Source organism: Klebsiella sp. R445, assembly GCF_051131755.1.
Classification (GTDB): Bacteria; Pseudomonadota; Gammaproteobacteria; order Enterobacterales; family Enterobacteriaceae; genus Klebsiella; species Klebsiella lignicola.
In genome coordinates this window covers 321,106-347,572 of sequence record NZ_CP180446.1, presented here as the reverse complement: position 1 = coordinate 347,572, position 26,467 = coordinate 321,106, and the positions used below count along the sequence as shown (strand labels likewise).

Below are 26,467 nucleotides of genomic sequence, written 5' to 3'. Positions count from 1 at the left end.
GCTAATATGCGCCGGGAACAAGGAGAAGACAAGTGACACCAACAATCATCAGTGCTTTTTTGACATACACTCTAATTACCGCGCTAACACCCGGACCTAACAATATTCTGGCCCTGGGTTCAGTCAATCAATATGGCTTCAGGCGTAGCCTTCGCACCCTCGCAGGTATGAGTGCCGGTTTTTTGGTGCTTATGCTGGTCTGCGGTGTATTTACCTATAGTTTGATCAGTCTGTTGCCGTCAGCCACCCGTTGGCTGGTTTGGGTTGGCGCTGCGTATATCCTCTGGCTTGCATGGAAAATTGCGAATAGCTCACCTTCCACCTCTGATAACACCGCCAGGCCTCTCAGTTTTTGGGTTAGTTTCTGGCTTCAGTTTGCCAACGTAAAAATTATTCTTTATGGGATCACCGCCCTGTCAGCATTTGTTTTACCTTATACACAGAGTGTTATATGGGTTACTGCCATTAGTATCTTGCTTGCCATCATAGGGTGTTTAGGGAATCTGGTCTGGGCTTTTGCTGGCCATGTGTTCCAGTCACTGTTTCGCAAGCATGGCCGGTTAGTTAATCGAATTCTGGCTCTTTTACTTATTTATTGTGCAGTCAGGATGTTTATCTGACGAGCCTGAATAAGCAAAGCCCTTTTAAAATGGCCCGCATTAATGAGTATATTAGTGTGGGCCATATCGTTAGGGATTTGCAGTACTGATAACAGAAACCATGCTTCGACATAACTTATTTCGGCAAACCTTTAAAACCGATAGATACTATGGTATATTTTCGCCCCATTTTTTGGAGGAGAACATATGCTTTATAGGTATGCCACTTTTTCTAAAAAACATAACGCAGTTCACTATTTTATCCTTTTCACTCTATTTATAATATTTTTAATACATATAGGTTTTCTGCTGGAAAATGACAATATCTGGATTCTACTGGGTATATTTATCTATCTTCCCATATTGGTCTGTTGGTGCCGGGTATCGACCTTGCGCGATAACATAGCAGAATAGAGTGGAAGGCGCTGTTCTCACATTGCGGCACAGCGCCTTTCAGATTATAACCGTAAATAACTAAAACCTAAGTTCAAGCACCTGGGTCGTGGTTAACCGGCACGCTGTCCGGCACCTGCCGCAGGTTCCGGTCGCGCCCCGTCAACCTCAGCAACGGTCAGGCGCGTCCCCAGCCGGCGACGATGATCAGCATGCCGCACAGGGCCACCAGCGCCCCGGCCCAGTCATAATGGCTGAGTTTGACGCCATCGACAAAACGCAGCCACAGCAGCGCGGTGCAGACGTAAACCCCGCCATAGGCGGCGTATACTCGCCCGCTGGCGGCCGGATGAAGGGTCAGCAGCCAGACAAACATCACCAGCGCCACGCCGGCGGGGATCAACAGCAGCGGTGTCGCGCCACGCTTTAGCCACAGCCAGGGTAAATAGCACCCGAGGATTTCACAGATCGCCGTCGCGAAGAAAAGCAGTGTTGTTTTGAACATAAAGACAGGTAAAGAGATTGGGTGGTCAGCCCATGTTACGCGATAATCCCCGCTGTCCGCACTCTTTTGTCGGGTATGCCGTCGACAGGAGATGTAGTAAACTTGAAGATGGCCGCAGGGCTATCACTCAAAGGAAATCGTGATGAAAATGACACAAAAAAAACGCTGGTGCCTGACGGCGATGCTGGCCGTCAGCGCCGTGGTGTTTACCGCGTCGTCTTTTGCGCAAACCAACAAGCTGGTGATTGAGTCCGGCGATAGCGCGCAAAGCCGTCAGCAGGCCACCATGGAAAAAGAGCAGTGGAACGACACCCGTTCACTGCGCCAGAAGGTCAATACGCGCACCGAGAAGGAGTGGGATAAGGCCGACGTCGCTTTCGATGCTCAGGATAACTGCCAGAAAAGCGCGAACGTGAATGCGTACTGGGAACCGAACACCCTGCGCTGCCTCGATCGCCGCACCGGCCGTACTATCGCACCTTAATCCTTCCTTCATGTCCGGCGCCTGCGGGCGCCCTGTTCGCTTTTATCTACAGGAATCATCATGCCTGACGCTCATACCATTAAACTGCGGCCGCTGGAGCGCGAAGACCTACGCTTTGTCCATCAGCTTGATAACAACGCCAGCGTGATGCGCTACTGGTTTGAAGAACCTTACGAAGCCTTCGTGGAGCTGTCCGATCTGTACGATAAACACATTCACGATCAGAGCGAACGCCGCTTTGTGATTGAATGCGATGGCGAAAAAGCCGGGCTGGTCGAGCTGGTCGAAATTAACCACGTCCACCGCCGCGCCGAGTTTCAGATCATCATTTCCCCCGATTATCAGGGCAAAGGGCTGGCGACGCGGGCTGCGAAACTGGCGATGGATTACGGCTTTACGGTCCTCAATCTGTACAAACTGTATCTGATTGTCGACAGCGAAAATGAAAAAGCGATCCACATCTACCGTAAACTCGGGTTTATGGTCGAGGGCGAGCTGATTCATGAGTTTTTCATCAACGGCGAGTACCGCAACACCATCCGCATGTGTCTGTTCCAGCATCAGTACATTAGCGAACACCGTAATCAGGGTCAGACGCTGCTGAAGCCTACGGCTCAGTAATATTCGATGTTGTTTTTAATGGTGTATCGACGGGTTAATGGCGGCTGCACGCTATCGTCGATCACCTGAAGTTCACACTCCACCGGGTTATCGTGGCGATCGTAATCGCAGGTTTGATGCACGCTCCCCAACTGCCGGTCATTGAAGGTGCTGGTCGCCGTGTAATCCAGTTTTTTACGCGGGTCAGACACCGGCGTAGAGCGCACCGTAAAACGCTCATCTTTCGCCACCGTGGTTTTCCCGGTCGGATAGCCTTCGCTGTCATAGTGGTAGGTAGCGGTGGTCTCTTTGCCCCGCGCAGCGATCACAAAGCCGTTATCGTCCGTGTCCCAGACAATGCCCGCAGAGGGTAGCTCAGCAAGCTGGCATTTCCCCTGCAGACGCAGGCTCTTCTCGCGGGTTCTGGCATCGAGATAAAAATTGGCGTCCAGCAGCAGCGTCGCACCGGTTTTATTTTCCCGGTCCTCAAAATCCAGCAGGTCGAAACAGCCTTCGCTGGACATATGGGCGCTCACCCGCTTCACCACCTCGTTGTGCTCGTCGAAGAGGGTCTGGCTGAAATCCTTCACCGGCCCCCGCAAGGGATCGAACTCAAACTCATTGGAAAAACTCGCCATTTCCGGCGTAAATGCTTGCGGCGACGCCGGCTTATCACAGGCGCTCAGGACCATTACCGCCGATATCAGCAAAAACCGTTTGTTCACGCCAGATTCCTTTTGTGGAGATTACAATCATAGTAGCAAATACAATTGTTTACACCAGTTCTGCTATGCTTAAAACCAGATGGATTGAATATAAGGAGTCTATGATGAAACGCTCACCCTGGCTATGTGTGGTTCTGCTGCTGGGTTCAACCTCCGTGCTGGCTGCCCCCGATTCCTGCGAGCGCGTGAAAAACGATATCCAGCAAAAAATCGTCAACAACGGCGTGCCGGCGTCTGGCTTTAGCTTAGCCATTGTGCCGAACGACCAGCCTGACCAGCCCGGTACCCAGGTGGTCGGTCACTGCGCCAACGACACCTTCAAAATTACCTACACCCGTTCGTCTGGTGCCGAGAGCGACGCCCAGTAATACCCTGCCCATTTCAGGTGAAGGATATTCTCCCGGAGTTGACGCGGGATAATATCCTTCTTCCCCGCCTTGCGTATGATGGCTCCCCCGGATGGTCGGAAACACCGTTCGGCGCGATGAGCCATGGGTCACGGGCCCGCGCCGCAGTAAGGAACCAGAAACATGATGCAACCACAATATCGCGACGCCGTCGCCTTAAGCGCCCGCACGCTGGGTGCGCTCTTTTCATTCCCGCCGGATAGCGAGCAGGCCGCCGCGCTGGTGAACGCCCTGCGCGACGGCAGCTGGCAGTCGCAGTGGCCCTTCCCGTTGACAGCGGTACCGGTCGCCGGGTTTGCCCGCGAGAGCGATGAACCTCTCGCCGAAGCCTGGCAGCGGTTGTTTATCGGGCCGTGGGCGCTGCCGGCACCGCCGTGGGGATCCGTGTGGCTGGATAAAGAGAATGTGTTGTTCGGCGATTCGACGCTGGCATTGCGCGAGTGGATGCGTGCCCACGGTATCGCTCACGCGGCGCAGAGTCAGGAGCCGGAAGATAACTTTGGCACCCTGCTGTTGCTGGCGGCCTGGCTGTGCGAGTCCGGGCAGGACGAGGCGTATCATCAACTGCTTGCCTGGCATCTGCTTCCCTGGTCCGGGCGCTTTCTGGCGCAGTTTGTCGCCGGGGCGGAACATCCTTTTTACCAGACCCTCGGCCAGCTGGCCCAGGCGACGCTGGCCGAATGGCAGACTCAGTTGCCGGTGCCCGTCGCCGAAAAACCGCTGTATCGCTAACCGGTCGGCCATGCGGATAACCCCGTCGTGGCCGTTTTGTTTAGTGCCCTGATAAATTCTGTTATATGCGGGTTCGGTTGTACCTCGCCAGGCGCATTTATCGCTTTTGCGTCTAAGCTTATTTCCTATCACAATAAGCGCATGATTATTGCTACCCGTACCCGCTGATGCATCGTCTTCATCATTACCCCGATGTCCCGGTCATGTTCCGTCGTCTGCTGATTGCCACCCTGGTGGGCATTCTGGCGGCGTTCGCCGTCGCCCTGTTTCATCTGGCGATGGGCGTGCTGGAAGGCGTCTTCCTCAACGATCATAGCGGTAGCCTGGTCAATGCCGCCGAGGCGCTGCCATGGTGGCGTCGGCTGCTAACCCCTGCGGCGGGAGGTCTGGCTGCGGGCACCCTGCTGTGGCTCTGGCAACGCCAGACCCGCCAGCGTCCTCACGCCCCCACCGACTATATGGAAGCGCTGGAGACCGGCGATGGTCAGTTCGATACGCCCGCCAGCCTGATCAAATCCCTGGCGTCACTACTGGTGGTCACCACCGGCAGCGCCATTGGCCGTGAAGGGGCGATGATTCTGCTGGCGGCGCTGGCAGCATCGCTGTTTGCCCGGCGCTTTACACCGAAAGCGGAATGGAAACTGTGGGTAGCCTGCGGCGCGGCCGCCGGGATGGCCAGCGCCTATCACGCCCCGCTAGCCGGAAGCCTGTTTATCGCCGAAATTTTGTTCGGCACCCTGATGCTGGCGTCCCTCGGCCCGGTAGTTATTTCTGCGGTGATCGCGCTGCTGGTCACCCAGTTGCTGAACGGCGGCCCGTCGCCGTTGTATCAGGTGGTGTTCAATGAACCCCTTGCCGCCATGCACTATGCGCTGATGCTGGCAACCGGGCTGCTGGCAGGGGTGTGCGGCCCGCTGTTTATCGCCATGATGAGCGCCAGTCACCGTGGCTTTTTGCGCGCGGGTCTCTCGCCGCCCTTTCAGCTGGCGCTGGGGGGGCTTATCGTCGGCCTGCTGTCGCTGATAACACCGGCGGTCTGGGGCAATGGTTACAGCACGGTGCAACATTATCTCCAGTCTCCGCCGCTGTTCAGCGCTATCGCGCTGGTTTTTGTGTGTAAACTCATTGCGGTATTTGCCAGCAGCGGCTCCGGTGCGCCGGGCGGGGTCTTCACACCGACTTTGTTCGTCGGCCTGGCGATGGGGATGCTGTTCGCCAACCTTAGCGGGCTGTGGCTGCATCACGATCAGGGGATGGTAATTCTGATGGGTTTGACCGGAATGGCAGCCTTTCTGGCGGCCACGACGCACGCGCCAATCATGTCAACTTTGATGATTTGTGAAATGACCGGACAGTATACGTTACTGCCCGGTTTACTGATTGCCAGCGTGCTGGCATCGGTGCTATCAAGAACCTTACGCGAGGATTCGATCTACCGTCATCACGCTGCCGAGCATGGGTAAATCAATATACTGACTTAGCTCGCGCTGTTCGGCACGCGGCAGATACGGGAGTTCGCCGATCAGCGGCCCCGGCAGCTTTTTGCTCAACACATCGATAATTTCCGCATAGTGCGCCAGCCCCGGGTTAATGCGGTTGGCCACCCAGCCAATCAGCGGCAGGCCGTCGTTAGCAATGGCCTGGGCAGTCAGCAGCGCGTGGTTGATGCAGCCTTCCTGAATCCCGACCACCATCAGTACCGGCAGTTGCTCCTGCACCACCCATTCGGAGAGAGGACGCAGATCGTTCATTAAGCTGCGCCAGCCGCCGGTGCCTTCGACCACCACGTGATCCACCTGCCCGCTCAGGCGCTGCAGGCCGTTCGTCAGCAGGCCGTAGTTGATCTGGCTGCTGTGGGCCACGCTGCTTTCATCTTCGCTTAACGCGATGGGATTGACAGCATCGTACGGTAACGCCAGCGTCGACACGCTTTGTAAAATCAGCGCATCTTTGTTACGCAATCCGTCCGGCGTCTCTTTGCTGCCCTTCGCCACAGGTTTGTATCCCGCGACGCTTTTGCCGCTGGCAGCAAGTGCCTGCAACAGCGCACGGGAAACCACCGTCTTGCCGACGGCGGTGTCAGTCCCTGTTATAAAGAAACGCTTAAACATCATTAACCCCACGGTTATGTTGGTTATAAAGACAAAATAATAAAGTGTGGGGAAAAGTCTACGCGAAGCCGGGGAATATCAGCTTGAGATAGCGCAATTTTTGGTGCGACGACGGGAAAATGTTAACCCTGTAACAGTCGAATCAACAGAGATCCGTTATAGAGCGCATCTTTGACCAGGGCTGCGCCGGCCATCGTCCCCCGGTTGGCGAACTGGGTACTTTCGACGGCAATGTGACGGCTGTAGGCCGGGAGAGATTGTTGCCGAATGCAGTCAGATATTGCCGGAAACAGGATATCCGCCGCCTGGCTAAACGGTGAGCCAATCAGGATTTTTTGCGGGTTGAACAGATTCACCATGATCGCCAGAATGCGTCCAACGTGCTGACCGACGCCGCTGATAATATCCCGCGCCAGCAGATCGCCCTGCAGGGCCGCCTCGCAGAGCCACTCCACGCTCAGCGGCTGCTGATGCAGCATTGAGCTCATGGATTTAGCCATCCGCACTTGCGCCAGCTCCAGCACGCTTTCGACGCTGGCGATGGTCTCAAGGCAGCCGTGGTTGCCGCAGTAACACAGCTTACCGTACGGGTCGACCTGGGTATGGCCGATCTCCACCAGACTGCTGCTGCCGGCATGCAGCAGGCGACCGTCGGTGATCACCCCGGCGCCAACGTTATGATCGATCACCACCTGAATCACATCACGCGCGCCACGTGACGCGCCAAACAGCGATTCCGCCATGGTCCAGGCGCTAATATCGTGCTGAATATAAACGGAAACCCCGGTGCGGCTGGCCAGGACCTCGCCCAGCGGTAGATCCCGGACATCATCATAAAACGGCATGCGGTGGATAACGCCATTTTCGGTATCAATAATCCCCGGCATGGTGACGGCGATGGCCGTCAGGCGCTCCAGCTTCTTTTGATGACGAATAAAAAATTTGTCGATGTGCTCGACAACGCGCGTCAGGAAAGGCTGCGGATGTTCGAGCGCCAGTTCGAGCTGCTCTTCCACCACCAGCTTGCTGCTTAGATCCCGCAGCGCCAGATGAATTTCACCGCGGCTGATACGAACCGAGAGATAGTGCCAGGCTTCGGTTTCCACCATCAGGCCAACCGCCGGACGCCCGCGGCTGCCTGGATCCTGAATTTCCGTCTCCTGCACCAGGTGCGCTTCCAGCATTTCACGCACAATTTTAGTAATGCTGGCGGGGGCCAGTTGCGCAAAGCGCGACAGATCGATACGCGACACCGGGCCAAGCTGATCAATCAGACGATAAACGGCGCCGGCATTGGTCTGCTTTATTTGATCGATATGGCCTGGCTGACTATCCGCTACCACCGTTGACTCCCTTTATTTTCGCGCTTCGAAATAAACTTTTTGCTATGGTGAAGCACTTCGAGGGCACTCGTCAAATTTTTACTTAGCCTTGTGATTTACTGCACATTTTTGACAATATTTAGTCTGAATTTATGACCGCAGAGGCGGCAAGCAGGTATTCGCGGAAGCGTTGCGCCGCCTGACTCTGTTCATGGTGCTTCGACCACACCAGCCACATTTCCGATACCGCGTCCTGTTCTTTAATGGGCAGCCAGCGCATTTCATTAATCTGCACCCGCTTAAACGACGCCGGTAAAATAGAGACGCCCAGCCCGGACGCCACCAGCCCGATAATCGTCATCGCTTCCCCGACTTCCTGGGCAATCGTCGGCGTTAATCCGTAGCGCCGCATCAGCCCCAGAATGTCGTCATACAACCCGGTGCCAACGTGCGGATCAAAAAAGACGAACGGTTCGCGCGCCAGCTCCACGAGGCTCACCGCCTCCTGACGGGCCAGCGGATGATCGCTCGGCACCATCGCCAGCAACGGCTCGCGCAACACCCTCTCCCACACCAGCGTTTCCGGCAGTTGGGTGTTGCGCATCAGCCCCAGATCGAGCGCCCCTTCATTCAGCGGCACAATCTGCTCCCGGGTGTTGGTTTCCCGGGTCTGGATATGCACGTCCGGATAGCGGCGCCGAAATGTCGACAGCGTGTCGGAGACCGGTTTAATAAACGGCGCGGAAGAGGTAAAGCCGATGTGCAGTTCCCCGGTTTCGCCGTGATGCAGCCGTCCCGCCCGCGCGGCGGCATCATCCACCTGGGTGAGAATGTATCGACTGTCGATCAGAAACTGACGCCCCGCCGCCGTCAGGCTGACGCTGCGGTTGGTACGGGCAAACAGGCGCGCGCCAATCTGCTGCTCAAGTATCTGAATCTGCTGGCTTAATGGCGGTTGTGAAATATTCAGCCGCGCTGCCGCCCGGCCAAAATGCAGTTCTTCAGCGACGGCAATAAAGTAGCGGAGATGGCGCAGTTCGATATTCATATCTTAAACATCTTATTTGAGATTATTAATATATTAGACAGAATATTCGCCTTTTCATACCCTTAGAAGTGTGATCTGTGACATCACATAACTCTGTGTTCTCAGCAAGGATTTTTCCGTGAGTCGTACAACTACCGTTGACAACGTGCCGGCAAGCGAAGTCATCGACAATGTTATTTCCCAGCCAAATCAGTTTATTAAACGCGGTACCCCCCAGTTTATTCGCGTCACTCTGGCGCTGTTCTCCGCCGGTCTGGCCACTTTCGCCTTGCTCTACTGCGTGCAGCCGATTCTGCCGGTGCTGTCGACGGAGTTTGGCGTCACGCCGGCCAGCAGCAGCATATCGTTATCGATCTCTACCGCTATGCTGGCCATCGGCCTGCTGTTTACCGGGCCGCTGTCCGATGCGATCGGTCGTAAGCAGGTGATGGTCACCGCGCTGGTGCTGGCATCCTGCTGTTCGCTGCTGTCGACCGTGATGTCCAGCTGGCACGGGATCTTGATTATGCGGGCGCTGATTGGCCTGTCGCTGAGCGGCGTGGCGGCAGTCGGGATGACCTATCTGAGTGAAGAGATCCACCCCAGCGTAGTGGCCTTTTCCATGGGGCTGTACATCAGCGGTAACTCCATCGGCGGGATGAGCGGCCGACTGCTGACCGGGGTATTTACCGACTTTTTTGGCTGGCGCGTGGCGCTGGCGGTGATCAGTTGCTTTGCCCTTGCGGCGGCAATCATGTTCTGGCGCATCCTCCCGGAATCTCGCCACTTTCGCCCGACCTCACTGCGACCAAAGTCGCTGCTGATCAACTTCCGCCTGCACTGGCGCGATCGCGGCCTGCCGCTGCTGTTCCTCGAAGGGTTCCTGCTGATGGGTGCCTTCGTGACCCTGTTTAACTACATCGGCTATCGCCTGATGATGTCGCCATGGTCGCTGAACCAGGCGGTGGTTGGCCTGCTCTCCGTGGCCTATCTTACCGGGACCTGGAGCTCGCCAAAAGCCGGCGCCATGACCGCGCGCTTTGGCCGCGGGCCGGTGATGCTGGGGTTTGTCGGGGTGATGCTGGCCGGGCTGATGTTAACCCTGTTCTCCTCCCTGTGGTTGATTTTCGCCGGCATGCTGCTGTTCTCGGCGGGCTTCTTCGCCGCCCACTCGGTCGCCAGCAGCTGGATTGGCCCGCGTGCGCGTCGCGCTCGTGGTCAGGCTTCATCGTTGTATCTGTTCAGCTACTACCTGGGGTCGAGCATCGCGGGGACATTAGGCGGCATTTTCTGGCATAACTATGGCTGGAATGGGGTGGGTGGTTTTATCGCGCTAATGCTAACAGCAGCACTTCTTACTGGCGTTTGTCTGCACAAACGTCTGCGTTAACGGCTCTGTACGTGGCCTTCATCGGCCACGTCTGTCACCACATGCCCAATACCGACGACGCCCCCATCAGTTCTCTGACGGCATCAATTGAGAGTAGTGCAATAAACAGCATGGTGAACGGATTCATAGTACCCCCCACATCAGCGGCCTGCGCATCATTGAGTGTAGCCGCTGGTTAAAAATTAATCCGCTATCTTGACCATACCTTTGTGACAATATTTCGATCCTGCCGGCGCCTGACAATAAATAGTGCTGCACCAACCTGTGCCCTCCGTCTGGCAGATTGCCGCAGATCAGGATAGTGTAGAGCGATACGGGCTACGCCTTTCGTTCATTCGCAACAGGCCAGAATATACATGACTGAAAACAAAAATTATCAGCAGCTTACCCGCACTTTCCAGCGTCTTTCTCGCTTCTCGCATCTCGGCGCCATCGCCGGCTGGGATATGTTCGCGATGATGCCACCGGGCGGCAGCGCCGCACGAGGCGCCGCACTGGCAGAGCTGGGGGTGTTGCAGCATCAGATCCTGACGGACAGCAGCGTGGCCCAGGCGCTGCGCAACGCGCTGCAGGAAGATCTGAATGACGTTGAACAGGCCAACCTGCGTGAAATGACCCGCCAGTATGAACAGGCGGCGCTGCTGCCGGAAAGCCTGGTGGAAGCCAAATCCCTCGCCGGCAGCCGCTGCGAGCACGCCTGGCGTAGCCAGCGCCCGGCCAACGACTGGGAAGGTTTCTCCGAGAACCTGCGTGACGTGGTGAAACTGAGCCGGGAAGAGGCCAGCATCCGCGCGGCGGCCAGAGGGGGTTCGCGCTACGATGCCCTGCTGGATATTTTCGAACCGGACATGACCAGCGCACGTCTGGATGTGCTGTTTGCCGACCTCAAATCCTGGTTACCCGCCCTGCTGACCGACGTCGTCGAAAAGCAGGCGCAGCAACCACCCGTCGCACCGCAGGGGCCGTTCCCGGTGGCCGAACAGCGTGAACTGGGTCTTGAAGCAATGCGCATTCTCGGCTTCGATTTTGATAGTGGACGTCTTGATATCAGCGCCCATCCGTTCTGCGGCGGCGTCCCGCAGGATGTGCGAATCACCACCCGCTATAACGAAGACGACCTGCTCAGCGCCTTGTTCGGGGTGATTCATGAAACCGGCCATGCGCGCTACGAGCAGAACCTGCCGCGCAAATGGCTCGATCAGCCGGTCGCCCTCGCCCGTTCAACGGCGATTCACGAATCACAGAGCCTGTTTTTTGAAATGCAGCTCGGGCGCAGCGATGCCTTCCTGAAACGTCTGTTGCCCGTCATGCGCCAGCGTTTCGGCGATCAGCCGGCCTTCAGCAGTGACAATTTCATTGCCTGGAACCAGCGCGTAAAACCTGGATTTATCCGCGTGGATGCCGATGAAGTCAGCTATCCGGCGCACGTCATTCTGCGCTATGAAATTGAACGCGCGCTGATTGATGGCGAGATTGAAGTGGACGATATCCCGGCCTTGTGGGATGAAAAGATGCAAAGCTGGCTCGGACTTTCCACTACCGGCAATTACCGCAATGGCTGCATGCAGGATATCCACTGGACCGATGGCGGTTTCGGTTATTTCCCTTCATACACGCTCGGTGCGATGTATGCCGCGCAGCTGATGGCAGCGGCGAAACGCGCGCTACCGCAGCTGGAAGCCAGCATTGCCAACGGTGATTTCTCCACGCTGTTTGCCTGGCTGCAACAGAATATCTGGCAGCACGGCAGCCGGTTTACCACCTCGCAGCTGATTACCAACGCCACCGGCGAGGACCTGAACAGCGATTATTTCCGCCAGCACCTGACCTCACGTTACCTGTAAGCCTGTGGCGCCGGGAGTTCCCCGGCGCCATCACTCCGACGTTATCCTCGTTGTCGTTCTGGCAGTACCACGTTGTACATATGGTTACACGCCGATACCAAACACTCACTGAAGCCACCTGACCAGAAGCCTATAGTGCTTTCAACGGCCCCGCAGTGGGGTTCACTGAAGAAACAAATTCGAGGATATCAGAATGAAAAAAGTATTAGCTCTGGTCGTTGCCGCTGCTATGGGTCTGTCTTCTGCTGCTTTCGCTGCTGACGCAGTAAGCACCACTCAGGCTCCTGCTGCTCACAGCACCACTGCCAAAACTACCCATCACAAAAAACACCACAAAGTGGCGGCTAAACCAGCTACCGAGCAGAAAGCTCAGGCTGCCAAAAAACACAAAAAAGCCGAAGCTAAACCTGCAGCAGCGCAGAAAGCCCAGGCCGCTAAAAAACATCACAAAGCAGCAGCTAAACCTGCAGCAGCGCAGAAAGCCCAGGCCGCTAAGAAACACCACAAAGCAGCGACCAAACCAGCTGTAGCCCAGAAAGCGCAGGCGGCTAAAAAGCACCACAAAACCACCAAACACCAGGCCGCTAAACCAGCTGCACAGCCAGCTGCGTAATTCTTCCGCTCCGTCGGGTGAATCATAAATCGGCGCTGCTTCAGCGCCGTTTTTTTTCTGGAGGGCACTATGCTGCGGCGCTATCGTTTTGAGCTCATCCTGGTCTTATTGATCCTCTGCGCAGTGATTGCCACCCGCTTTTTCCTGTACTGATCCGGCGACCGCTTAACCCGTCACTTTGTGCATCCCCTCGCGCTTTTCCTCATTTTGTTTCATTACCGGGCCGCGTCTATCGACTTAGCCATGCCCAACCGTTGTAGCCCAGACCATACAATGCGAACAGCAACAAACAGCAGGCGGATAAGGTGGTGACACGAGCGCTATGCGCTGCGCTCAACCAGCGGCGAATAGCGAAGATATAGAACGACAGCACGCTGAGGTCGATAATCAGCCAGATCACGGTCAATACAATAAGGCTCAGTCCAGGCGTAGGGGTGACAGGAATAAACAGCGGAAAAAACGCGACAAAAAACAGAATGTCCTTGGGATTACTTACCCCGGTCACAAACCCCATCAACCAGCCACCGCGTTGCGCCGAAGCCGCAGATGCCGAGTTGTCTCCCCGCAGCATTCCGACCGCCAGCCATGCAATATAGCAGGACCCGGCGGCCGCCAGCAGCGTCAGCATATCCGGATGGATAGCCACCACCCCGCGCAACATCGCGGCGGCGACGGCAATCAGCAGCAACGAGGCGATATTGCTCCCGGCCATGGTACGTAACGCACATCGATAACCATGACGGGTCGCCGCGCCGGTCACCAGCACCACTACCGGCCCCGGCGCGGCAATGAGGGCCAGCACCGTCAGGCTGTACCCCATCAGCAAGACATAATTCATGATATAAACTCACTCTTCTTTTCACTCCTTCCTATTATCTCCCTTGATTTGAGAGTTGAAAAACGACCCATGCTGAGCTTGAATGTGAGTTTTACTCATCATTGAGGATGAATCGCGATGTCGATGCCGCCGCTGTATGCGCTGCGCGCTTTTGCTACCGCCGCCCGGCTGGGCTCCTTCAGCCAGGCCGCCGCGACGCTGCATGTCACTCCCGGCGCCGTCAGCCGCCATATCAGCACACTCGAAGCCTGGTTCGATTGTCAGCTGTTTATTCGTCAGGGACCGAAGGTGACGCTCAGCGAGGCCGGCCGCCAGCTGGCGAACGCGCTGGAGGAAAACTTCACCGCCATCGATCGGGCCTGCCAGGCTTTGCGTCAGCAGGCAGGAAAGCTCCGCCTGAAGTCACCGTCCACCTTAACGATGCGCTGGCTGCTGAAGGTGCTGCAACAGTTTCGCCAGCAGCATCAAAAGCCGGTTATTGAGATGAGTAGCGTGTGGATGGACCGGGACAGCGTTGATTTTACCCGTGAACCTTATGATTGCGCGATTCTGCTCGGCGACGGCCACTTTGGCGACGAGACCCGGCACGCGCTGCTGTTCAGCGAATGGCTGATTCCGCTATGCGCCCCGACCATGGTGGAGGCCGCGCGCGTGGATTTAACCACCTGCCCGCTGATCCATCCCACCCCCGATCGCCGTGACTGGCGACGCTGGTTGCAGGAGATAGAGCCGCGGGCACCGACAGACATAAGCCGGGGTATCGTCTTTGACAGTCTGGATCAGGGAAATATGGCGGCGATGAGCGGACATGGGGTGTCGGTAGGGGATCTTTTGCTGAGCCTCGAGGCTATCGACAGCGGTCTGCTGGTCGCGCCGTTCGCTCAGGCGGTCGCCACCGGAGACGGCTATTACCTGGTCTGGCCGAAGGAGTCGCGCAACGGGCAAGCGGTAGAGCAACTGTACCAGTTTTTGCGAGAGCATCTTCCCGCCCCCTTTCCCGCCAGTATCGAGCGCCGGGGAAAGGAGGCGAAATAACATCAGGAGCGGCGCTTTACATCACCTGCACCGCCTGCACCACCAGATAGCCTGCTGCACCCCAGATAAAGATTGAGGCGAGAGAAACATACACTAACGCACGAATACCTTTTTTCGACATAGATCCTCCCGAAACCGGAGATAAGAAACAGGGCTATCATCACCGGGACAACGTCTCTGTTTGTTCAACGGAAAACAGGAATAGCAATAATTGCCGTGAGAAAATGTTTCGCTTTGAAAGTAACTGCTGAAGTTGTAAAAATGTGCGTTATCCGATGAATGCATTCATATTTATGTCGATTTATCGTCATCCCCCGCCCAACAACTTTACAAAACGCACCTGAAGCATACCCGGCGCATTTGGTACGTACCGTAACCTGATTTATGTTGCTTCCCGCCACGGTTTCTGCGGAAATAGCCAGGTGAGAAAAATGCGCTAACCATTTGAGTTATCGTAATAATTGTACGGAAATGCGGCATTCTGGCGGGATTTTAGTCGCGTTTCGCTTAATTAAAATTACTGTTAACTTTCATAAACTTAAATCTCCTGCTACTGTCAATATACACAAATTCATCCTGCCCAGTGCCTGAGGGATGAAGGATGAAGGATGAGATGTATAGAGAGAATTTCTCCTTAGAGAGTCATATGCGCAAAGACGTACTGTTGTTGTTGTGTTCTTTTGGTTTGTTGTCCCCGTTTGCTCACGCTGATGATGACAGCATGAGCGCAAAAGATATCAAGACGCTTTTTTTCGGTCATGACGATCGCAAACCGGTCAACAACCCTGCTGAAGAACCCTGGGATGCCATTGGGCAGTTAGAAACGGCCAGCGGTAATCTGTGTACCGCCACCCTGATTTCGCCTCATCTGGCGCTGACGGCGGGCCACTGCCTGCTGACGCCGCCAAAAGGCAAACCGGATAAGGCAGTCGCCCTGCGCTTTATCTCGCGCAAAGGCGACTGGGTATATGAAATTCACGGTATCGAGGGGCGCGTTGACCCGTCGCTGGGCAAACGGCTGAAAGCGGATGGCGACGGCTGGATTGTCCCCTCGTCTGCTGCCCCGTGGGATTTCGGCCTGATTGTCCTGCGCTATGCGCCTTCCGGCATCACCCCGATCCCGTTATTTAACGGCGATAAGGCCGATCTGACCGCCGCGCTGAAAGTCGCGGAGCGTAAAGTCACTCAATCGGGCTACCCGGAAGACCATCTCGACAATCTCTATACCCACCAGGATTGCATCGTCACCGGCTGGGCGCAGACCACGGTCCTGTCGCACCAGTGCGATACGCTGCCAGGCGACAGCGGTTCGCCGCTGCTGCTGAAAACCGATAGCGGCTGGCAGGTGATTGCCGTACAGAGCTCGGCACCCGGGCCGAAAGATCGCTGGCGGGCGGATAACCGCGCCATTTCGGTGACAGGTTTTCGTGACAAACTGGAAACGCTGGCCGGTGAATAACCGCTAGCCCTGCTGCTGGCGCAGCTGTCGTAATGCGGCAATGGGCATCGGTTCGCTAAAATAAAATCCCTGTAAACGGTCGCATCCGGCCCGACGCAGCAGCGCCAGCTGCTGCTGATTCTCGACCCCTTCGGCAACCACCGTCATCCCGAGCGCCCCGGCGATCCGCACGGTCCCGCGCACCAGTTCTGCGGCCTGCGCATCAACATCAACCACGCCGGCCAGCGATTTATCAATTTTGAGGGTATCGAAGTGAAAGCTCCGCAGATAGCCAATGCTGGAATAACCGATGCCAAAATCATCCAGCGCCACCGAGGTCCCCAGCGCCTTGAGATTCTCTATCGCCGCCAGCGCACGGGCCGGATTCTCCATCACATAGCTTTCGGTCACTTCAATTTGTAACCGACGCGCCGGAAAGTGGCAGCGGGCCAGAACCTGAACCACCCGAGACTCAAACTCCGGGTCGCGAAACTGCGCCGGGGAGATATTCACCGACAGCATTAAATCGTCCAGCGCGCGCAGATCGCTGCAGGCACGATACAGGGCAAACTGGCCGAGGGCATAAATCAGCCCGCTGCTTTCCGCGATGCCGATAAAGGCATCCGGCGGCAGCGGACCTTCCGGCCGGCGAGGCCAGCGGAGCAGCGCCTCTACGCCAACCACCACCAGCGTATCGGCGTTGACGATCGGCTGATACCAGACATCAAACTCCTCGTTCTCCAGCCCCTGGCGGATGCCGTTCTCAATATTGAGCTGATACTGCCGGGTATCGTTGAGGCTCTCGTCGTACCAGGTAGTGCGCCCTTTTCCCGATTTTTTCGAGTGATACATGGCTATATCAGCGCGGCGAAACAGCTCGGTGCTGGAACAGGTCGCCGGCGTGCCGCTGGCAATGCCGATACTGGCGCTGATGTAAATTTTGCGCTCGCCAATCGCCACCGGCGACTTCAGCATCTCCAGCACCGCCCATGCAAAGGCCGACGCCTGCGCTATCGACTGCTCTCCGCCGACGGACATGGCGAACTCATCCCCACCCATCCGCGCCAGCAGGCCGTCGGAGGGGACGCACTCCTGAAGCTCCCGGGCAATATGCGCAATCAGCGCATCTCCCACCTCATGGCCGTAGTTGTCATTGACATCTTTAAAACCGTCAAGGTCGATAAACACCACGCACTGCACTTCATGCTGCGTCTTTTCGCAGATCTGATTGAGCCGCCCGAACAGCGCCCGGCGGTTGGGTAACTTGCTGAGCCAGTCGGTCATCGCTATCTGCCGCGCCAGTTTCTCACCGCACGACAGCTTATACAGCCCGAGGCAGCTCAACAGAATAAACAGCAGGATCAGGCTGGCGGCCAGTAAGGCGATAAGCCGAATACCGGTCGACGCCGCATGCGCCGCCTCCGCGCCAGGCAATCGCGGCTGCCAACTGAGATAACCGACCGTCTCGCCGGCGCTGGTGCGTAACGGGACGCTGTATTCACCCCCGCGATCGGTGGCATGCAACCCACGGATCTGAAAGGTATTCCCGAGTTTTTCGAGGATATCCGCATTGATATGTCGGGTGACCACCAGATAACGGCGGGTATCATCGTGCACTTGTAAACGCCCCACCGACGGGCGTATCAGCCCGATGCCGATAAAGGCGATCCCCGTCTGGGTACGGGTAATGCCGGCATAAGCGCTCTTGCCGCTGCGCAAGTCTTCGCCGTGTTTGGTAATTAATGCCCGCAGGCCGCTGCCAAAGAAGCGAATATCGGTTTCATTGAGCGTCTTGCTGCGAAACGAGCCCCACATCACCTGATAATGCTGGTCGAGGACGAACATCCCATCGTAGAGATCGTCAATTTTGAATCCGGAACCCCAGGAGTCATACAGCCAGGTAGTATCCAGCACCGGGGCGTAGGTTTGTCTCACGGCGTCATCCCAGATTGAATTATCCTGGACCAACGACAGCACGCGAGTCACCGAGGTTTGCACCGCGCCATCCACAGAGAGGATCGAGCGATGCCTGTCAATTTCGTTGGTTTTAATGCCGATCAGATGTTGGGAAAAATAGAGCAGTGAAATAATCGAGACAATCAGGCCGATCCCGGCAAGGAAGATCATTACCGACAGGGTTTTAGCAGAGGGGAGATTGCGCCAGCCAGGCAAATTTACCATTATCAGTCCTCTTTTACGGCTAAAGGTAAATCCGCCGCCAGCACTCTTTTTTTTAAAGAATACTACAGAGAACAAATTTTGCCGCCCGCATATGCAGGCGGCATCACATTACGCCAGTTTAATTAATACCATCCCGCTCACCAGCAGGATCACGCCGAGCCAGCCTTTATAATTCAGGCGCTGACCAAACAGGATCCAACCCGCAGCGAGGGTAGCGGCAATGCCGAACCCGCCCCACAAGGCATAAGCCACCGACAGGTCAATCCCCTTGACCGCCTGGGAGAGCGCGCTGAAGGCGCCAAGCACCGCCAGCAGCGAGAGAACACCGTACACTTTGTGGCGAAAGCCGTCGGAATACTTCAAAAAGACGTTAGCGACAATTTCCAGCACGATAGCCAGCGCCAGCCAGGCGCCATGCACCCATTCAAACTGTTGCATGCGTTAACTCCTCTGGCTGTTTCTCGACTTTTTGGGTGCCGGATTTAATCAGCACAATCCCGGCGACCAGCGTCGTCAGACCGGCAATTTTGACCAGCGACAGGGACTCATCAAACAGCAGCACGCTGAATAAGGTAATCAACAAAATGCCGATACCTTCCCATAACGCATAAGCCACCCCGAGGGCGATTTTTTTAACCGCAAAGGCCAGGAAAATATAGGAAACGGCGATCATCACCAACATCAAAATAAAACCAAGGTGACCACCGCTAACGCTGGCCCATTTCATAGAGAGTGTGCCGATAATTTCAGCAACAATAGCGAGAGCTAATAAAATCCAATAAAACATCATCCGTTCTCCTGCATGAGAATATAATCCATGACGGCTTGCCACCGGGGCAGACCGAAAAATTCTGGCGTAGATTTAGCCGTGCGCAGTGCGCCAGCTCAGGCAGAGGAGAAGGACTAAAGCGCGGAGCGCCAGTGTTGCTCGCCGTAGAAGCGGCTGTCAGGAAGGGTTTCGCAAACAGAAACTGAAATAAACAGGGTGAACTGATTGTCCATAAAATTACAATTATCCGCGGTATTGCTTCCCATCATTGCGGATGAATATTGTCCTCGAGAGTTAAACACCCTGAATTTGTACCATAACGCCCTTTTACGCTCAAAGCCTTTGCACTTCTTTACGTCTGGCATTTGATTTAGATTAGCTTTTTCTGATGCCAATTGTCATTATGATGGCGTGTGCTCATTTTTATTTTAATGACCGGATTATTTTCTACACGATAAAACTTTACTGCTAGCGACTTTTTGCTGCCTTTTGTCCGGCATCCGACGCTACACTGTGAGAAAAACCGGTTTTCTTCTCAGGGACACCTATGGCCAAACCCATCATCACCCTTAATGGATTAAAGATTGTCATCATGCTGGGCATGCTGGTCATCATTCTTACCGGTATCCGCTTCGCGGCCGATATCATCGTTCCTTTCGTGCTGGCGCTGTTTCTGGCGGTGGTGCTAAACCCGCTGGTGCGCCTGATGATGCGTTGTCGGGTGCCGCGAGTGCTGGCCATCGTGCTGCTGATCGGCACCATTGTGATGCTGGCGGTTGTCCTGCTGGCTTCACTCGCAACGTCGCTCAATGAACTGGCGCGTACCCTGCCGCAATACCGCAGCTCACTTTCCGAGCCGGTGCATACCGTTACCCCATGGCTGCAGCGCTTTGGTTTTAGCGTGTCGGTGGTGGAGCTGAATAAATATATCGATCCCAATGCGGTCATGACGATGGTGACCAGCCTGCTGACTCAGCTATCCAACGCCATGTCGTCGATCTTCCTGCTGCTGTTGACGGTGGTGTTTATGCTGCTGGAAGTCCCGCAGCTTCCCGCCAAGCTGCAGCAGTTGATGTCGAGACCGGTGGAAGGTATGGGAGCCATTCAGCGCGCCCTCGACAGCGTCTCGCGCTATCTGGTATTAAAAACCGCCATCAGCCTGGTCACCGGGCTGGTGGTCTGGGCGATGCTGGCGCTGCTGGATGTACGATTCGCCTTTATGTGGGGCCTGCTGGCGTTTGCGCTGAACTACATTCCCAATATCGGTTCGATTCTGGCGGCGATCCCGCCCATTTTGCAGGTGATGGTGTTTGGCGGTCTGTATGACGCGCTGGTAGTGCTCACCGGATACCTGGTTATCAACATCGTCTTCGGCAATATCCTCGAACCGCGGATCATGGGCCGTGGCCTGGGACTCTCGACGCTGGTGGTGTTTCTGTCGTTGATTTTCTGGGGCTGGCTGCTGGGACCGGTCGGCATGCTGCTCTCCGTGCCGCTGACCATCATTGTGAAAATTGCGCTTGAGCAGAGCGTCAGCGGACAAAGCATCGCGGTATTGCTGAGTGATTTAAGTAAGTAGGGATACCGGTTATACAGCCTGAATTATTCAGGGTATCGGGGTTCACCCTGGCGGTGCAATGCCGCCAGCGGCTTTACATTTAATTCCAGAAGCGTTCACGCAGTTTTAAACTTTAACCAAAAACATAAGGTGCTGGATATTCATCCAGTAAGGTAAGGTATTAGAAATCAATTAACAGGCAATACTTTTGAAAACCGAAAATGTTAATGCCTCTCACAGGGACAAACCATGCGCATCGAAGAAGAGGTATTTCTGGATGATTATGGGATGCGGCGCAAAAAATTCGTCTACGACCACCGCGTACATCATAGCTACATCTTTGTGGCCGGTAGCGAAATCTACACGGTCATCATTGGCAGCATGGTTGATGAACGAACCTTCACCCGAATCGGTTACGAAATGCCACTGGATATCCCATTTCCGGATAATGGTATGGCAGAGGTTTATTTCGACATTATTGACGGCATGGCTAATTTGGCCGATTTTCGCCACGTCAGATTTGAGGGACTGGGAAGCGCTGTCGTTTTGCAATCGGTCTCACTGGCTTTAATCGCACACTATGAAAAATTTAATATCGGGGGCTTCGCTTTCCAGGCCGCCTCAGGCGGAATTGTAGATATTGGTCGCCGTATCCCCCCTCGAAGAGACCTATGACTATATGCTTGGGTTAAAAAGTGAGCCACGCTATAATCAACGCACTGGGTTGCCCAAAAAGATCCCACGCCCACTGATACCAGGGGATTTAAAGGCTTACAAAACCGTTACGCAGGGGAGAGCAAACTATGTCGTATTACACTAAGCAGCAACGCAGCACGCTCTGCACCGCTGATACCGGTGGGAAAAAGGTGTTCCAGGCATTAGCGGCATCCTGCGCTATCAATACGCAGGCCACCCTGGTTGATATCAAAGTCAGCCTTGCTAGCGGCAAAAAACACTCTTCTGCCACCTTATTACGCAAAAAATTACGCGGGCGCCTGATGCGTGAACTGCAAGATATTTAACGCAGTCTCTCAAAGCCTGTATCAGACTTTTTTTGTTTTACTTCCCCTCTTAGAATCAATGAACGGCAATCATCTCATGTCGTTCATCCTTTGCATTGCACGGATCATTCGCCGGATACCCACTGTTCTTAGCAACACCATCTCTCCGTAGTCCACCCCCAGCCTTCCTGCTTCGATCGCCGTCACATAATTACCCAGGAAATTATTACTCTCAGGCTAACGATCTGTTCCCGGGCTTAATTGATGCACTGCCCCGCTCGTCGCACACTAACTTCCACACCATGACAATCAAAACGATTTGTCAAATCAGGAGGTTAATAATGAATGGCGAACAAACGACGGGACGGGTCTGGAACCGTCGCCGGACGGAGAAGCAGCGCCGACTGGCCGCCGCGAATGTCTCCGGTAAGGTTATCCCCACCGACCAACTGGTCGATGCGCTGGAGCATCTGCTGGCCCCCGGCGACCGCGTGGTGCTGGAGGGTAACAACCAGAAGCAGGCCGATTTCCTCTCCCGTATGCTGGCGGAAGTGAACCCGCAAAATATCCACGACCTGCACATGATCATGCCCAGCGTCGGGCGCAGCGAGCACCTGGATCTGTTTGAAAAAGGTATCGCCCGCAAACTTGATTTCTCGTTCTCCGGTACCCAGAGCCTGCGCATTTCGCAGCTGCTGGAAGATGGTCTGCTCGAGATCGGGGCAATTCATACCTATATCGAGCTCTATTCCCGCCTGTACGTCGATCTGTCACCAAACGTGGCGCTTATCGCCGGGTATAAAGCAGACCGCAAAGGCAACCTTTATACCGGGCCAAGCACCGAAGATACCCCGGCGCTGGTTGAATCCGCCGCCTTCCACGACGGCATCGTGATTGCACAGGTTAATGAACTGGTGGACGACGAGTGTGACCTGCCGCGCGTCGATATTCCGGGCTCGTGGATTGATTACGTGGTGGTGGCCGACAAGCCGTTCTTTATTGAACCGCTGTTTACCCGCGACCCGCGCCTCATCAAGCAGGAGCATATCCTGATGGCGATGATGGCGATTAAAGGCATCTACGCCGAGCACCAGGTGCAGTCCCTGAACCACGGCATCGGCTTTAATACCGCCGCCATCGAACTGCTGCTGCCGACCTACGGCGAGCAGCTCGGCCTGAAGGGCAAAATCTGTAAGCACTGGACCCTCAACCCACACCCGACGCTGATTCCGGCCATCGAAAGCGGCTGGGTCGAAAGCGTGCACTGCTTCGGCGGCGAACTGGGGATGGAAGAGTATATCCGCGCCCGTCCTGATGTGTTCTTCACCGGCGCCGACGGGTCGATGCGTTCCAACCGCGCCTTCTGCCAACTGGCAGGCCAGTATGCGGTCGATATGTTTATCGGCTCGACCCTACAGGTGGATGGCCTCGCTAACTCCTCCACCGTCACGCGTGGGCGTCTTTCCGGTTTCGGCGGCGCGCCGAACATGGGCCACGATCCGCACGGTCGCCGTCACGCCACTCCGGCCTGGCTGAATATGATCACCGAACCGGACCCGATGCAGCGCGGCAAAAAGCTGGTGGTGCAGATGGTAGAAACCTTCCAGGCCGGCGCGAAACCGACCTTCGTGGAAAAACTCGATGCTGTTGAAGTCGCCAAAGCCTCCGGAATGCCGCTGGCGCCGGTGATGATCTATGGCGATGACGTGACCCACGTATTGACCGAAGAAGGCATTGCCTACCTCTACCGGGCAGAAAACCTCGAAGAGCGTCGCGCAATGGTGGCTGCGGTTGCCGGGATCACCGATATCGGCCTTGGCGTGGATGCTAAGCGCGTTGCCGACCTGCGTAAGAGCGGCAAAGTGGTCTATCCGGAAGATATCGGTATTCGCCGCAGCGACGCCACCCGTTCCCTGCTTGCCGCCGGTAGCGTGGCGGACCTGGTCGAATGGTCCGACGGTCTGTACAACCCACCTGCGAAATTCCGGAGCTGGTAATGAAACTTCTGTCACAGACTCATGCCGAGGTACAGGCCGAAAAGCTGGCGTTCATCGCCCGCGACTGCCTGATCGACGAAGCGCGATTAAGCCCGAAGCCGGGTCTGGTGGACAGCCGGGGAAACGGTGCCCATCACGACCTCTCGCTGGCCCTGATGGAGCGCTCAGCGCACAGCCTGACCCCGACGTTTCTGCAACTGGCTCAGCACAGCTGGCAACGCCCGGCCGATATCGCCCTGCGGGAAACCGTTGGCCGTTTAGGGCGCGAAGGCGAACAGCAGATGATGGCGGCAACCAAGGGCGTGAACACCCACCGTGGCGCGATTTGGGCGCTGGGGTTACTGGTCAGCGCCAGCGCGATGGTAAGCCTTGAGGCCAGCGCGCAACAGATAGCGGATACCGCCGCCCTGCTTGCCCGCCTGCCGGACAACGCCGCGCCGAAGGTCTTCAGCAAAGGGCTGAAAGCGACCCATCAGTATCGGGTGCCGGGGGCACGTGAAGAGGCGCAACAGGCGTTTCCCCATGTGATGAATCTGGCTCTGCCACAACTGCGACACAGCCGCGCAAACGGTGCTGGCGAAAGCGAAGCCCGCATTGACGCGCTGATGGCGATCATGACTTCGCTCAGCGATACCTGCGTACTTTCCCGCGCCGGGATGCCCGGCCTCGAAGCGATGCAGTTGGGTGCCCGCGCGGTGCTGAACGTCGGCGGCAGCGCCACAGCTCAGGGGCGCAAAGCGCTCGCCAGACTCGACACCCAGATGCTGGCGCTCAACGCATCGCCCGGCGGTGCCGCCGATCTGCTCGCCGCCACGCTGTTTCTCGACAGGGTATGCCCGCCCGCGTCTTGCTCAATTTAAAGAGGATGTTATGGAACACATTACATTGTCATTCCCTGCCAGCCATACCTTCAACGGTAAAGCTCTGGCAGGCGTCGTCGGCTCCGGTGATATGGAAGTACTGTTCACCGCAGCTGCCGGGGACACGCTCAGCATTGATATCACCACCTCGGTGGACAACAGCACCGGTCGCTGGAACGCCTTATTTGACCGCCTGAACCTGATCAACGGCCTGCCTGCCGGCACGCTGATTATTCACGATTTCGGCGCGACGCCCGGCGTGGCGCGCATTCGTATCGAACAGGTTTTTGAGGAGGTTGCCCATGCGTAACGACCGCAGCTTTATTGAATTACGGGCCCGTGAACGCGCCCACGCGCTGCTGGACGACGGCAGCTACCGCGAACTGCTCGACCCGTTCGAAGGCATTATGTCGCCGTGGCTCGCGCAACAGGGTGTGGTGCCGCAGTCTGATGACGGCATGGTGGTCGCTCGCGGCACCATTAACGGCCAGTCGGCGGTGGTGATCGCCATCGAAGGCACCTTCCAGGGCGGCAGTATGGGCGAAGTGTCCGGTGCCAAAATGGCGGCGGCGCTCGAACTTGCGGCAGAAGACAACCGCAACGGTATTCCGACCCAGGCGGTTCTGTGCCTCGAAACCGGCGGCGTGCGGTTACAGGAAGCCAACCTCGGCCTCGCGGCCATTGCTGACATCCACGCGGCAATCGTCGATCTGCGCCGCTACACCCCGGTGGTCGGCATTATCGCCGGCACCGTCGGCTGCTTCGGCGGGATGTCCATTGCCGCCGCGCTTTGCAGCTACCTGATCGTCACCCGCGAAGCGCGTCTTGGCCTTAACGGCCCGCAGGTTATCGAGCAGGAGGCCGGGATCGAAGAGTACGACTCCCGCGACCGACCGTTTATCTGGAGCATGACCGGCGGCGAAATCCGCTACGACAGCGGGCTGGTCGATGCGCTGGTTGGTGACGGCATCAACGCGGTGAAAACCGCCATGAACGACGCCATTGCCAAAGGCGTTCCTGCACAGCATCGCAGCGATAAATATGCCGATTACCTGACCCGTCTGACCAACTTCGATACCCGCCAGCAGGCGGATACCGCGCAGATCAAACAGCTTTTTGCCCGGGAGGTGAAATGATGACTCAGTCCAATAGCCGTGGGGCCGTATGGCTGGAAAAACTGGCGCCGAATGCGCTGCGTCTCAGCGGCCTGTGCCCTTCTGTTCAGGTTGCTGACGGTGAACTGAACAATGAGCCCGTGCGCTTTATCGCCGTGGTACCGGATGCCCATAACCACTACCCGCGCGCTGCCAAAGGCGAAGTGGGCCTGCTGGAAGGCTGGACGCTGGCGAAAGTGGTCAATGAAACCATCGACGCCGATGCAAATAGCGACGTGAAGCGCCCGATTGTGGCGGTGATCGACGTCCCGAGCCAGGCCTACGGCCGCCGCGAAGAAGCGTTCGGCATTCACCAGGCGCTGGCCGGTGCCGCAGGTGCTTACGCCAAAGCCCGCCTGGCTGGCCATCCGGTGATCGGCCTGATTGTCGGCAAGGCGATGTCCGGGGCGTTCCTGGCGCACGGCTACCAGGCCAACCGCCTGATTGCCATCAACGATAAAGGCGTACTGGTGCATGCGATGGGCAAAGCGTCCGCCGCGCGTATCACCCTGCGTACCGTTGAAGCGCTGGAAAAACTGGCGGCCACCATCCCGCCGATGGCCTATGACGTCAGCAACTACGCCACCCTCGGCCTGCTCTCGGATTTGCTGAACCTCAGCAACCCGGATGCGCCGTCCGATGCGGACCTCGCGCTGGTGGAAATCACCGTGCAGAAGGCGATTGCGGATGCACGTCAAGATCCAACGCTGAAAAACCGTCTCGGCGCGGAAAATCGCCGTAGCTCTGCCCTGGTACGCGAACGGATGCGCGCCAGCTGGTAACGAGCAGCATCAGAAGTACGTAAAAAAAGACCTGCCGAAAGCGGCCTCCGTCGGGCGCAGCATAGCGTCCACGGTACGCCGCTTTTAGAAAACTATAACCAT

At 56.4% G+C, this 26,467-nt stretch carries 30 protein-coding genes; 20 read left to right on the top strand and 10 right to left on the bottom strand.

Annotated elements, in window-relative coordinates:
- Nucleotides 1–32 precede the first annotated feature (32 nt).
- On the top strand, nucleotides 33–620 hold the full coding sequence (gene eamB, locus ACMYSN_RS01625) for a LysE family translocator (RefSeq protein WP_462496744.1): 588 nt from the start codon (nucleotides 33–35) through the stop codon (nucleotides 618–620).
- Nucleotides 621–1,170: 550 nt separating this feature from the next.
- Here the strand turns inward: eamB and ACMYSN_RS01620 are convergent.
- A complete protein-coding gene (locus tag ACMYSN_RS01620) occupies nucleotides 1,171–1,497 on the bottom strand; it encodes a YnfA family protein (protein ID WP_123754491.1) in 327 nt (108 codons plus the stop codon).
- 142 nt (nucleotides 1,498–1,639) lie between these two features.
- On the opposite strand from ACMYSN_RS01620, the gene ACMYSN_RS01615 reads away from it, so the two are divergent.
- A complete protein-coding gene (locus ACMYSN_RS01615) occupies nucleotides 1,640–1,981 on the top strand; it encodes a DUF1283 family protein (RefSeq protein ID WP_123754492.1) in 342 nt (113 codons plus the stop codon).
- Between the two features lie 60 nt (nucleotides 1,982–2,041).
- Complete coding sequence (gene speG / locus ACMYSN_RS01610) at nucleotides 2,042–2,602, top strand: spermidine N1-acetyltransferase (protein ID WP_123754493.1); 561 nt, start codon at nucleotides 2,042–2,044, stop codon at nucleotides 2,600–2,602.
- Here speG and ACMYSN_RS01605 read toward each other — a convergent pair.
- Entirely contained in the window at nucleotides 2,596–3,273 is a 678-nt protein-coding gene (locus ACMYSN_RS01605) for a YnfC family lipoprotein (RefSeq protein ID WP_462498181.1), read from the bottom strand. The two genes, speG and ACMYSN_RS01605, sit on opposite strands and share 7 nt — an antisense overlap.
- 137 nt (nucleotides 3,274–3,410) lie before the next feature.
- Between ACMYSN_RS01605 and ACMYSN_RS01600 the strand changes: the two genes are divergently transcribed.
- The 3 genes from ACMYSN_RS01600 (at nucleotide 3,411) to clcB (ending at nucleotide 5,908) form a co-directional block, all read left to right on the top strand.
- On the top strand, nucleotides 3,411–3,674 hold the full coding sequence (locus tag ACMYSN_RS01600) for a DUF1161 domain-containing protein (RefSeq protein ID WP_434587297.1): 264 nt from the start codon (nucleotides 3,411–3,413) through the stop codon (nucleotides 3,672–3,674).
- A gap of 162 nt (nucleotides 3,675–3,836) precedes the next feature.
- Nucleotides 3,837–4,445, top strand: coding sequence for a Tat proofreading chaperone DmsD (gene dmsD, locus ACMYSN_RS01595; RefSeq protein WP_462496743.1), 609 nt, complete (start codon nucleotides 3,837–3,839; stop codon nucleotides 4,443–4,445).
- A gap of 167 nt (nucleotides 4,446–4,612) precedes the next feature.
- Entirely contained in the window at nucleotides 4,613–5,908 is a 1,296-nt protein-coding gene (gene clcB / locus ACMYSN_RS01590; RefSeq protein ID WP_462496742.1) for a voltage-gated chloride channel family protein, read from the top strand.
- Here the strand turns inward: clcB and bioD are convergent.
- From bioD to ACMYSN_RS01575, 3 genes are all read right to left on the bottom strand, one after another.
- Complete coding sequence (bioD, locus tag ACMYSN_RS01585; protein ID WP_462498180.1) at nucleotides 5,861–6,556, bottom strand: ATP-dependent dethiobiotin synthetase BioD; 696 nt, start codon at nucleotides 6,554–6,556, stop codon at nucleotides 5,861–5,863. The two genes, clcB and bioD, sit on opposite strands and share 48 nt — an antisense overlap.
- 122 nt (nucleotides 6,557–6,678) lie before the next feature.
- Nucleotides 6,679–7,899: a sugar metabolism global transcriptional regulator Mlc gene (mlc, locus tag ACMYSN_RS01580; protein WP_123754499.1), complete on the bottom strand. Its 1,221-nt coding sequence runs from the start codon at nucleotides 7,897–7,899 to the stop codon at nucleotides 6,679–6,681.
- Nucleotides 7,900–8,017: 118 nt separating this feature from the next.
- Nucleotides 8,018–8,926, bottom strand: coding sequence for a LysR family transcriptional regulator (locus ACMYSN_RS01575; RefSeq protein WP_462496741.1), 909 nt, complete (start codon nucleotides 8,924–8,926; stop codon nucleotides 8,018–8,020).
- Between the two features lie 118 nt (nucleotides 8,927–9,044).
- Between ACMYSN_RS01575 and ACMYSN_RS01570 the strand changes: the two genes are divergently transcribed.
- A complete protein-coding gene (locus ACMYSN_RS01570; protein WP_462496740.1) occupies nucleotides 9,045–10,295 on the top strand; it encodes an MFS transporter in 1,251 nt (416 codons plus the stop codon).
- A gap of 34 nt (nucleotides 10,296–10,329) precedes the next feature.
- Here ACMYSN_RS01570 and ACMYSN_RS01565 read toward each other — a convergent pair whose 3' ends face one another.
- Nucleotides 10,330–10,422, bottom strand: coding sequence for a KPN_01571 family protein (locus ACMYSN_RS01565; RefSeq protein ID WP_217426886.1), 93 nt, complete (start codon nucleotides 10,420–10,422; stop codon nucleotides 10,330–10,332).
- Nucleotides 10,423–10,651: 229 nt separating this feature from the next.
- On the opposite strand from ACMYSN_RS01565, the gene ACMYSN_RS01560 reads away from it, so the two are divergent.
- The 3 genes from ACMYSN_RS01560 to ydgU all read left to right on the top strand — a co-directional run bounded on the left by ACMYSN_RS01560 (nucleotide 10,652) and on the right by ydgU (nucleotide 12,905).
- Nucleotides 10,652–12,139, top strand: coding sequence for a carboxypeptidase M32 (locus tag ACMYSN_RS01560; protein ID WP_462496739.1), 1,488 nt, complete (start codon nucleotides 10,652–10,654; stop codon nucleotides 12,137–12,139).
- 193 nt (nucleotides 12,140–12,332) lie between these two features.
- The gene (gene asr / locus ACMYSN_RS01555; RefSeq protein WP_462496738.1) at nucleotides 12,333–12,752 is read left to right on the top strand and encodes an acid resistance repetitive basic protein Asr; all 420 of its coding nucleotides are present in this window, start codon (nucleotides 12,333–12,335) and stop codon (nucleotides 12,750–12,752) included.
- A gap of 69 nt (nucleotides 12,753–12,821) precedes the next feature.
- Nucleotides 12,822–12,905: a small membrane protein YdgU gene (gene ydgU, locus ACMYSN_RS01550; RefSeq protein WP_462498179.1), complete on the top strand. Its 84-nt coding sequence runs from the start codon at nucleotides 12,822–12,824 to the stop codon at nucleotides 12,903–12,905.
- 76 nt (nucleotides 12,906–12,981) lie between these two features.
- On the opposite strand, the gene ACMYSN_RS01545 is transcribed toward ydgU, so the two are convergent.
- Nucleotides 12,982–13,590 carry a LysE family translocator gene (locus ACMYSN_RS01545; protein ID WP_462496737.1) on the bottom strand — a complete coding sequence of 203 codons (609 nt, stop codon included), beginning with the start codon at nucleotides 13,588–13,590 and terminating at the stop codon, nucleotides 12,982–12,984.
- Nucleotides 13,591–13,707: 117 nt separating this feature from the next.
- On the opposite strand from ACMYSN_RS01545, the gene ACMYSN_RS01540 reads away from it, so the two are divergent.
- Nucleotides 13,708–14,625: a LysR family transcriptional regulator gene (locus ACMYSN_RS01540; protein ID WP_462496736.1), complete on the top strand. Its 918-nt coding sequence runs from the start codon at nucleotides 13,708–13,710 to the stop codon at nucleotides 14,623–14,625.
- Nucleotides 14,626–15,271: 646 nt separating this feature from the next.
- Complete coding sequence (locus tag ACMYSN_RS01535; RefSeq protein WP_462496735.1) at nucleotides 15,272–16,084, top strand: trypsin-like serine peptidase; 813 nt, start codon at nucleotides 15,272–15,274, stop codon at nucleotides 16,082–16,084.
- Nucleotides 16,085–16,087: 3 nt separating this feature from the next.
- Here the strand turns inward: ACMYSN_RS01535 and ACMYSN_RS01530 are convergent, their stop codons facing one another.
- From ACMYSN_RS01530 to mdtJ, 3 genes are all read right to left on the bottom strand, one after another.
- Nucleotides 16,088–18,244 (bottom strand): putative bifunctional diguanylate cyclase/phosphodiesterase, encoded by a 2,157-nt coding sequence (locus tag ACMYSN_RS01530; protein ID WP_462496734.1) that lies wholly within the window; start codon nucleotides 18,242–18,244, stop codon nucleotides 16,088–16,090.
- A 108-nt stretch (nucleotides 18,245–18,352) separates the two neighbouring features.
- Nucleotides 18,353–18,682, bottom strand: a complete 330-nt coding sequence (gene mdtI, locus ACMYSN_RS01525) for a multidrug/spermidine efflux SMR transporter subunit MdtI (protein ID WP_462496733.1) — start codon at nucleotides 18,680–18,682, stop codon at nucleotides 18,353–18,355.
- The gene (gene mdtJ, locus ACMYSN_RS01520; RefSeq protein WP_462498178.1) at nucleotides 18,669–19,031 is read right to left on the bottom strand and encodes a multidrug/spermidine efflux SMR transporter subunit MdtJ; all 363 of its coding nucleotides are present in this window, start codon (nucleotides 19,029–19,031) and stop codon (nucleotides 18,669–18,671) included. The genes mdtI and mdtJ overlap by 14 nt, the downstream gene beginning before the upstream one ends.
- Before the next feature lie 529 nt (nucleotides 19,032–19,560).
- On the opposite strand from mdtJ, the gene ACMYSN_RS01515 reads away from it, so the two are divergent.
- From ACMYSN_RS01515 to mdcE, 8 genes are all read left to right on the top strand, one after another.
- Nucleotides 19,561–20,592 (top strand): AI-2E family transporter, encoded by a 1,032-nt coding sequence (locus tag ACMYSN_RS01515; RefSeq protein WP_462496732.1) that lies wholly within the window; start codon nucleotides 19,561–19,563, stop codon nucleotides 20,590–20,592.
- Nucleotides 20,593–20,820: 228 nt separating this feature from the next.
- On the top strand, nucleotides 20,821–21,246 hold the full coding sequence (locus ACMYSN_RS01510; RefSeq protein ID WP_462496731.1) for a hypothetical protein: 426 nt from the start codon (nucleotides 20,821–20,823) through the stop codon (nucleotides 21,244–21,246).
- A 128-nt stretch (nucleotides 21,247–21,374) separates the two neighbouring features.
- Complete coding sequence (locus ACMYSN_RS01505; RefSeq protein WP_462496730.1) at nucleotides 21,375–21,593, top strand: hypothetical protein; 219 nt, start codon at nucleotides 21,375–21,377, stop codon at nucleotides 21,591–21,593.
- A gap of 320 nt (nucleotides 21,594–21,913) precedes the next feature.
- On the top strand, nucleotides 21,914–23,569 hold the full coding sequence (mdcA, locus tag ACMYSN_RS01500; RefSeq protein WP_462496729.1) for a malonate decarboxylase subunit alpha: 1,656 nt from the start codon (nucleotides 21,914–21,916) through the stop codon (nucleotides 23,567–23,569).
- The gene (locus tag ACMYSN_RS01495; protein ID WP_462496728.1) at nucleotides 23,569–24,429 is read left to right on the top strand and encodes a triphosphoribosyl-dephospho-CoA synthase; all 861 of its coding nucleotides are present in this window, start codon (nucleotides 23,569–23,571) and stop codon (nucleotides 24,427–24,429) included. The genes mdcA and ACMYSN_RS01495 overlap by 1 nt, the downstream gene beginning before the upstream one ends.
- A gap of 10 nt (nucleotides 24,430–24,439) precedes the next feature.
- Nucleotides 24,440–24,739 carry a malonate decarboxylase acyl carrier protein gene (mdcC, locus tag ACMYSN_RS01490; protein ID WP_462496727.1) on the top strand — a complete coding sequence of 100 codons (300 nt, stop codon included), beginning with the start codon at nucleotides 24,440–24,442 and terminating at the stop codon, nucleotides 24,737–24,739.
- A complete protein-coding gene (locus ACMYSN_RS01485) occupies nucleotides 24,732–25,565 on the top strand; it encodes a malonate decarboxylase subunit beta (protein ID WP_462496726.1) in 834 nt (277 codons plus the stop codon). The genes mdcC and ACMYSN_RS01485 overlap by 8 nt, the downstream gene beginning before the upstream one ends.
- The gene (gene mdcE / locus ACMYSN_RS01480; protein ID WP_462498177.1) at nucleotides 25,565–26,365 is read left to right on the top strand and encodes a Clp protease/crotonase-like domain-containing protein; all 801 of its coding nucleotides are present in this window, start codon (nucleotides 25,565–25,567) and stop codon (nucleotides 26,363–26,365) included. Before ACMYSN_RS01485 ends, mdcE begins: the two co-directional genes overlap by 1 nt.
- The last annotated feature ends 102 nt before the right edge of the window (nucleotides 26,366–26,467 follow it).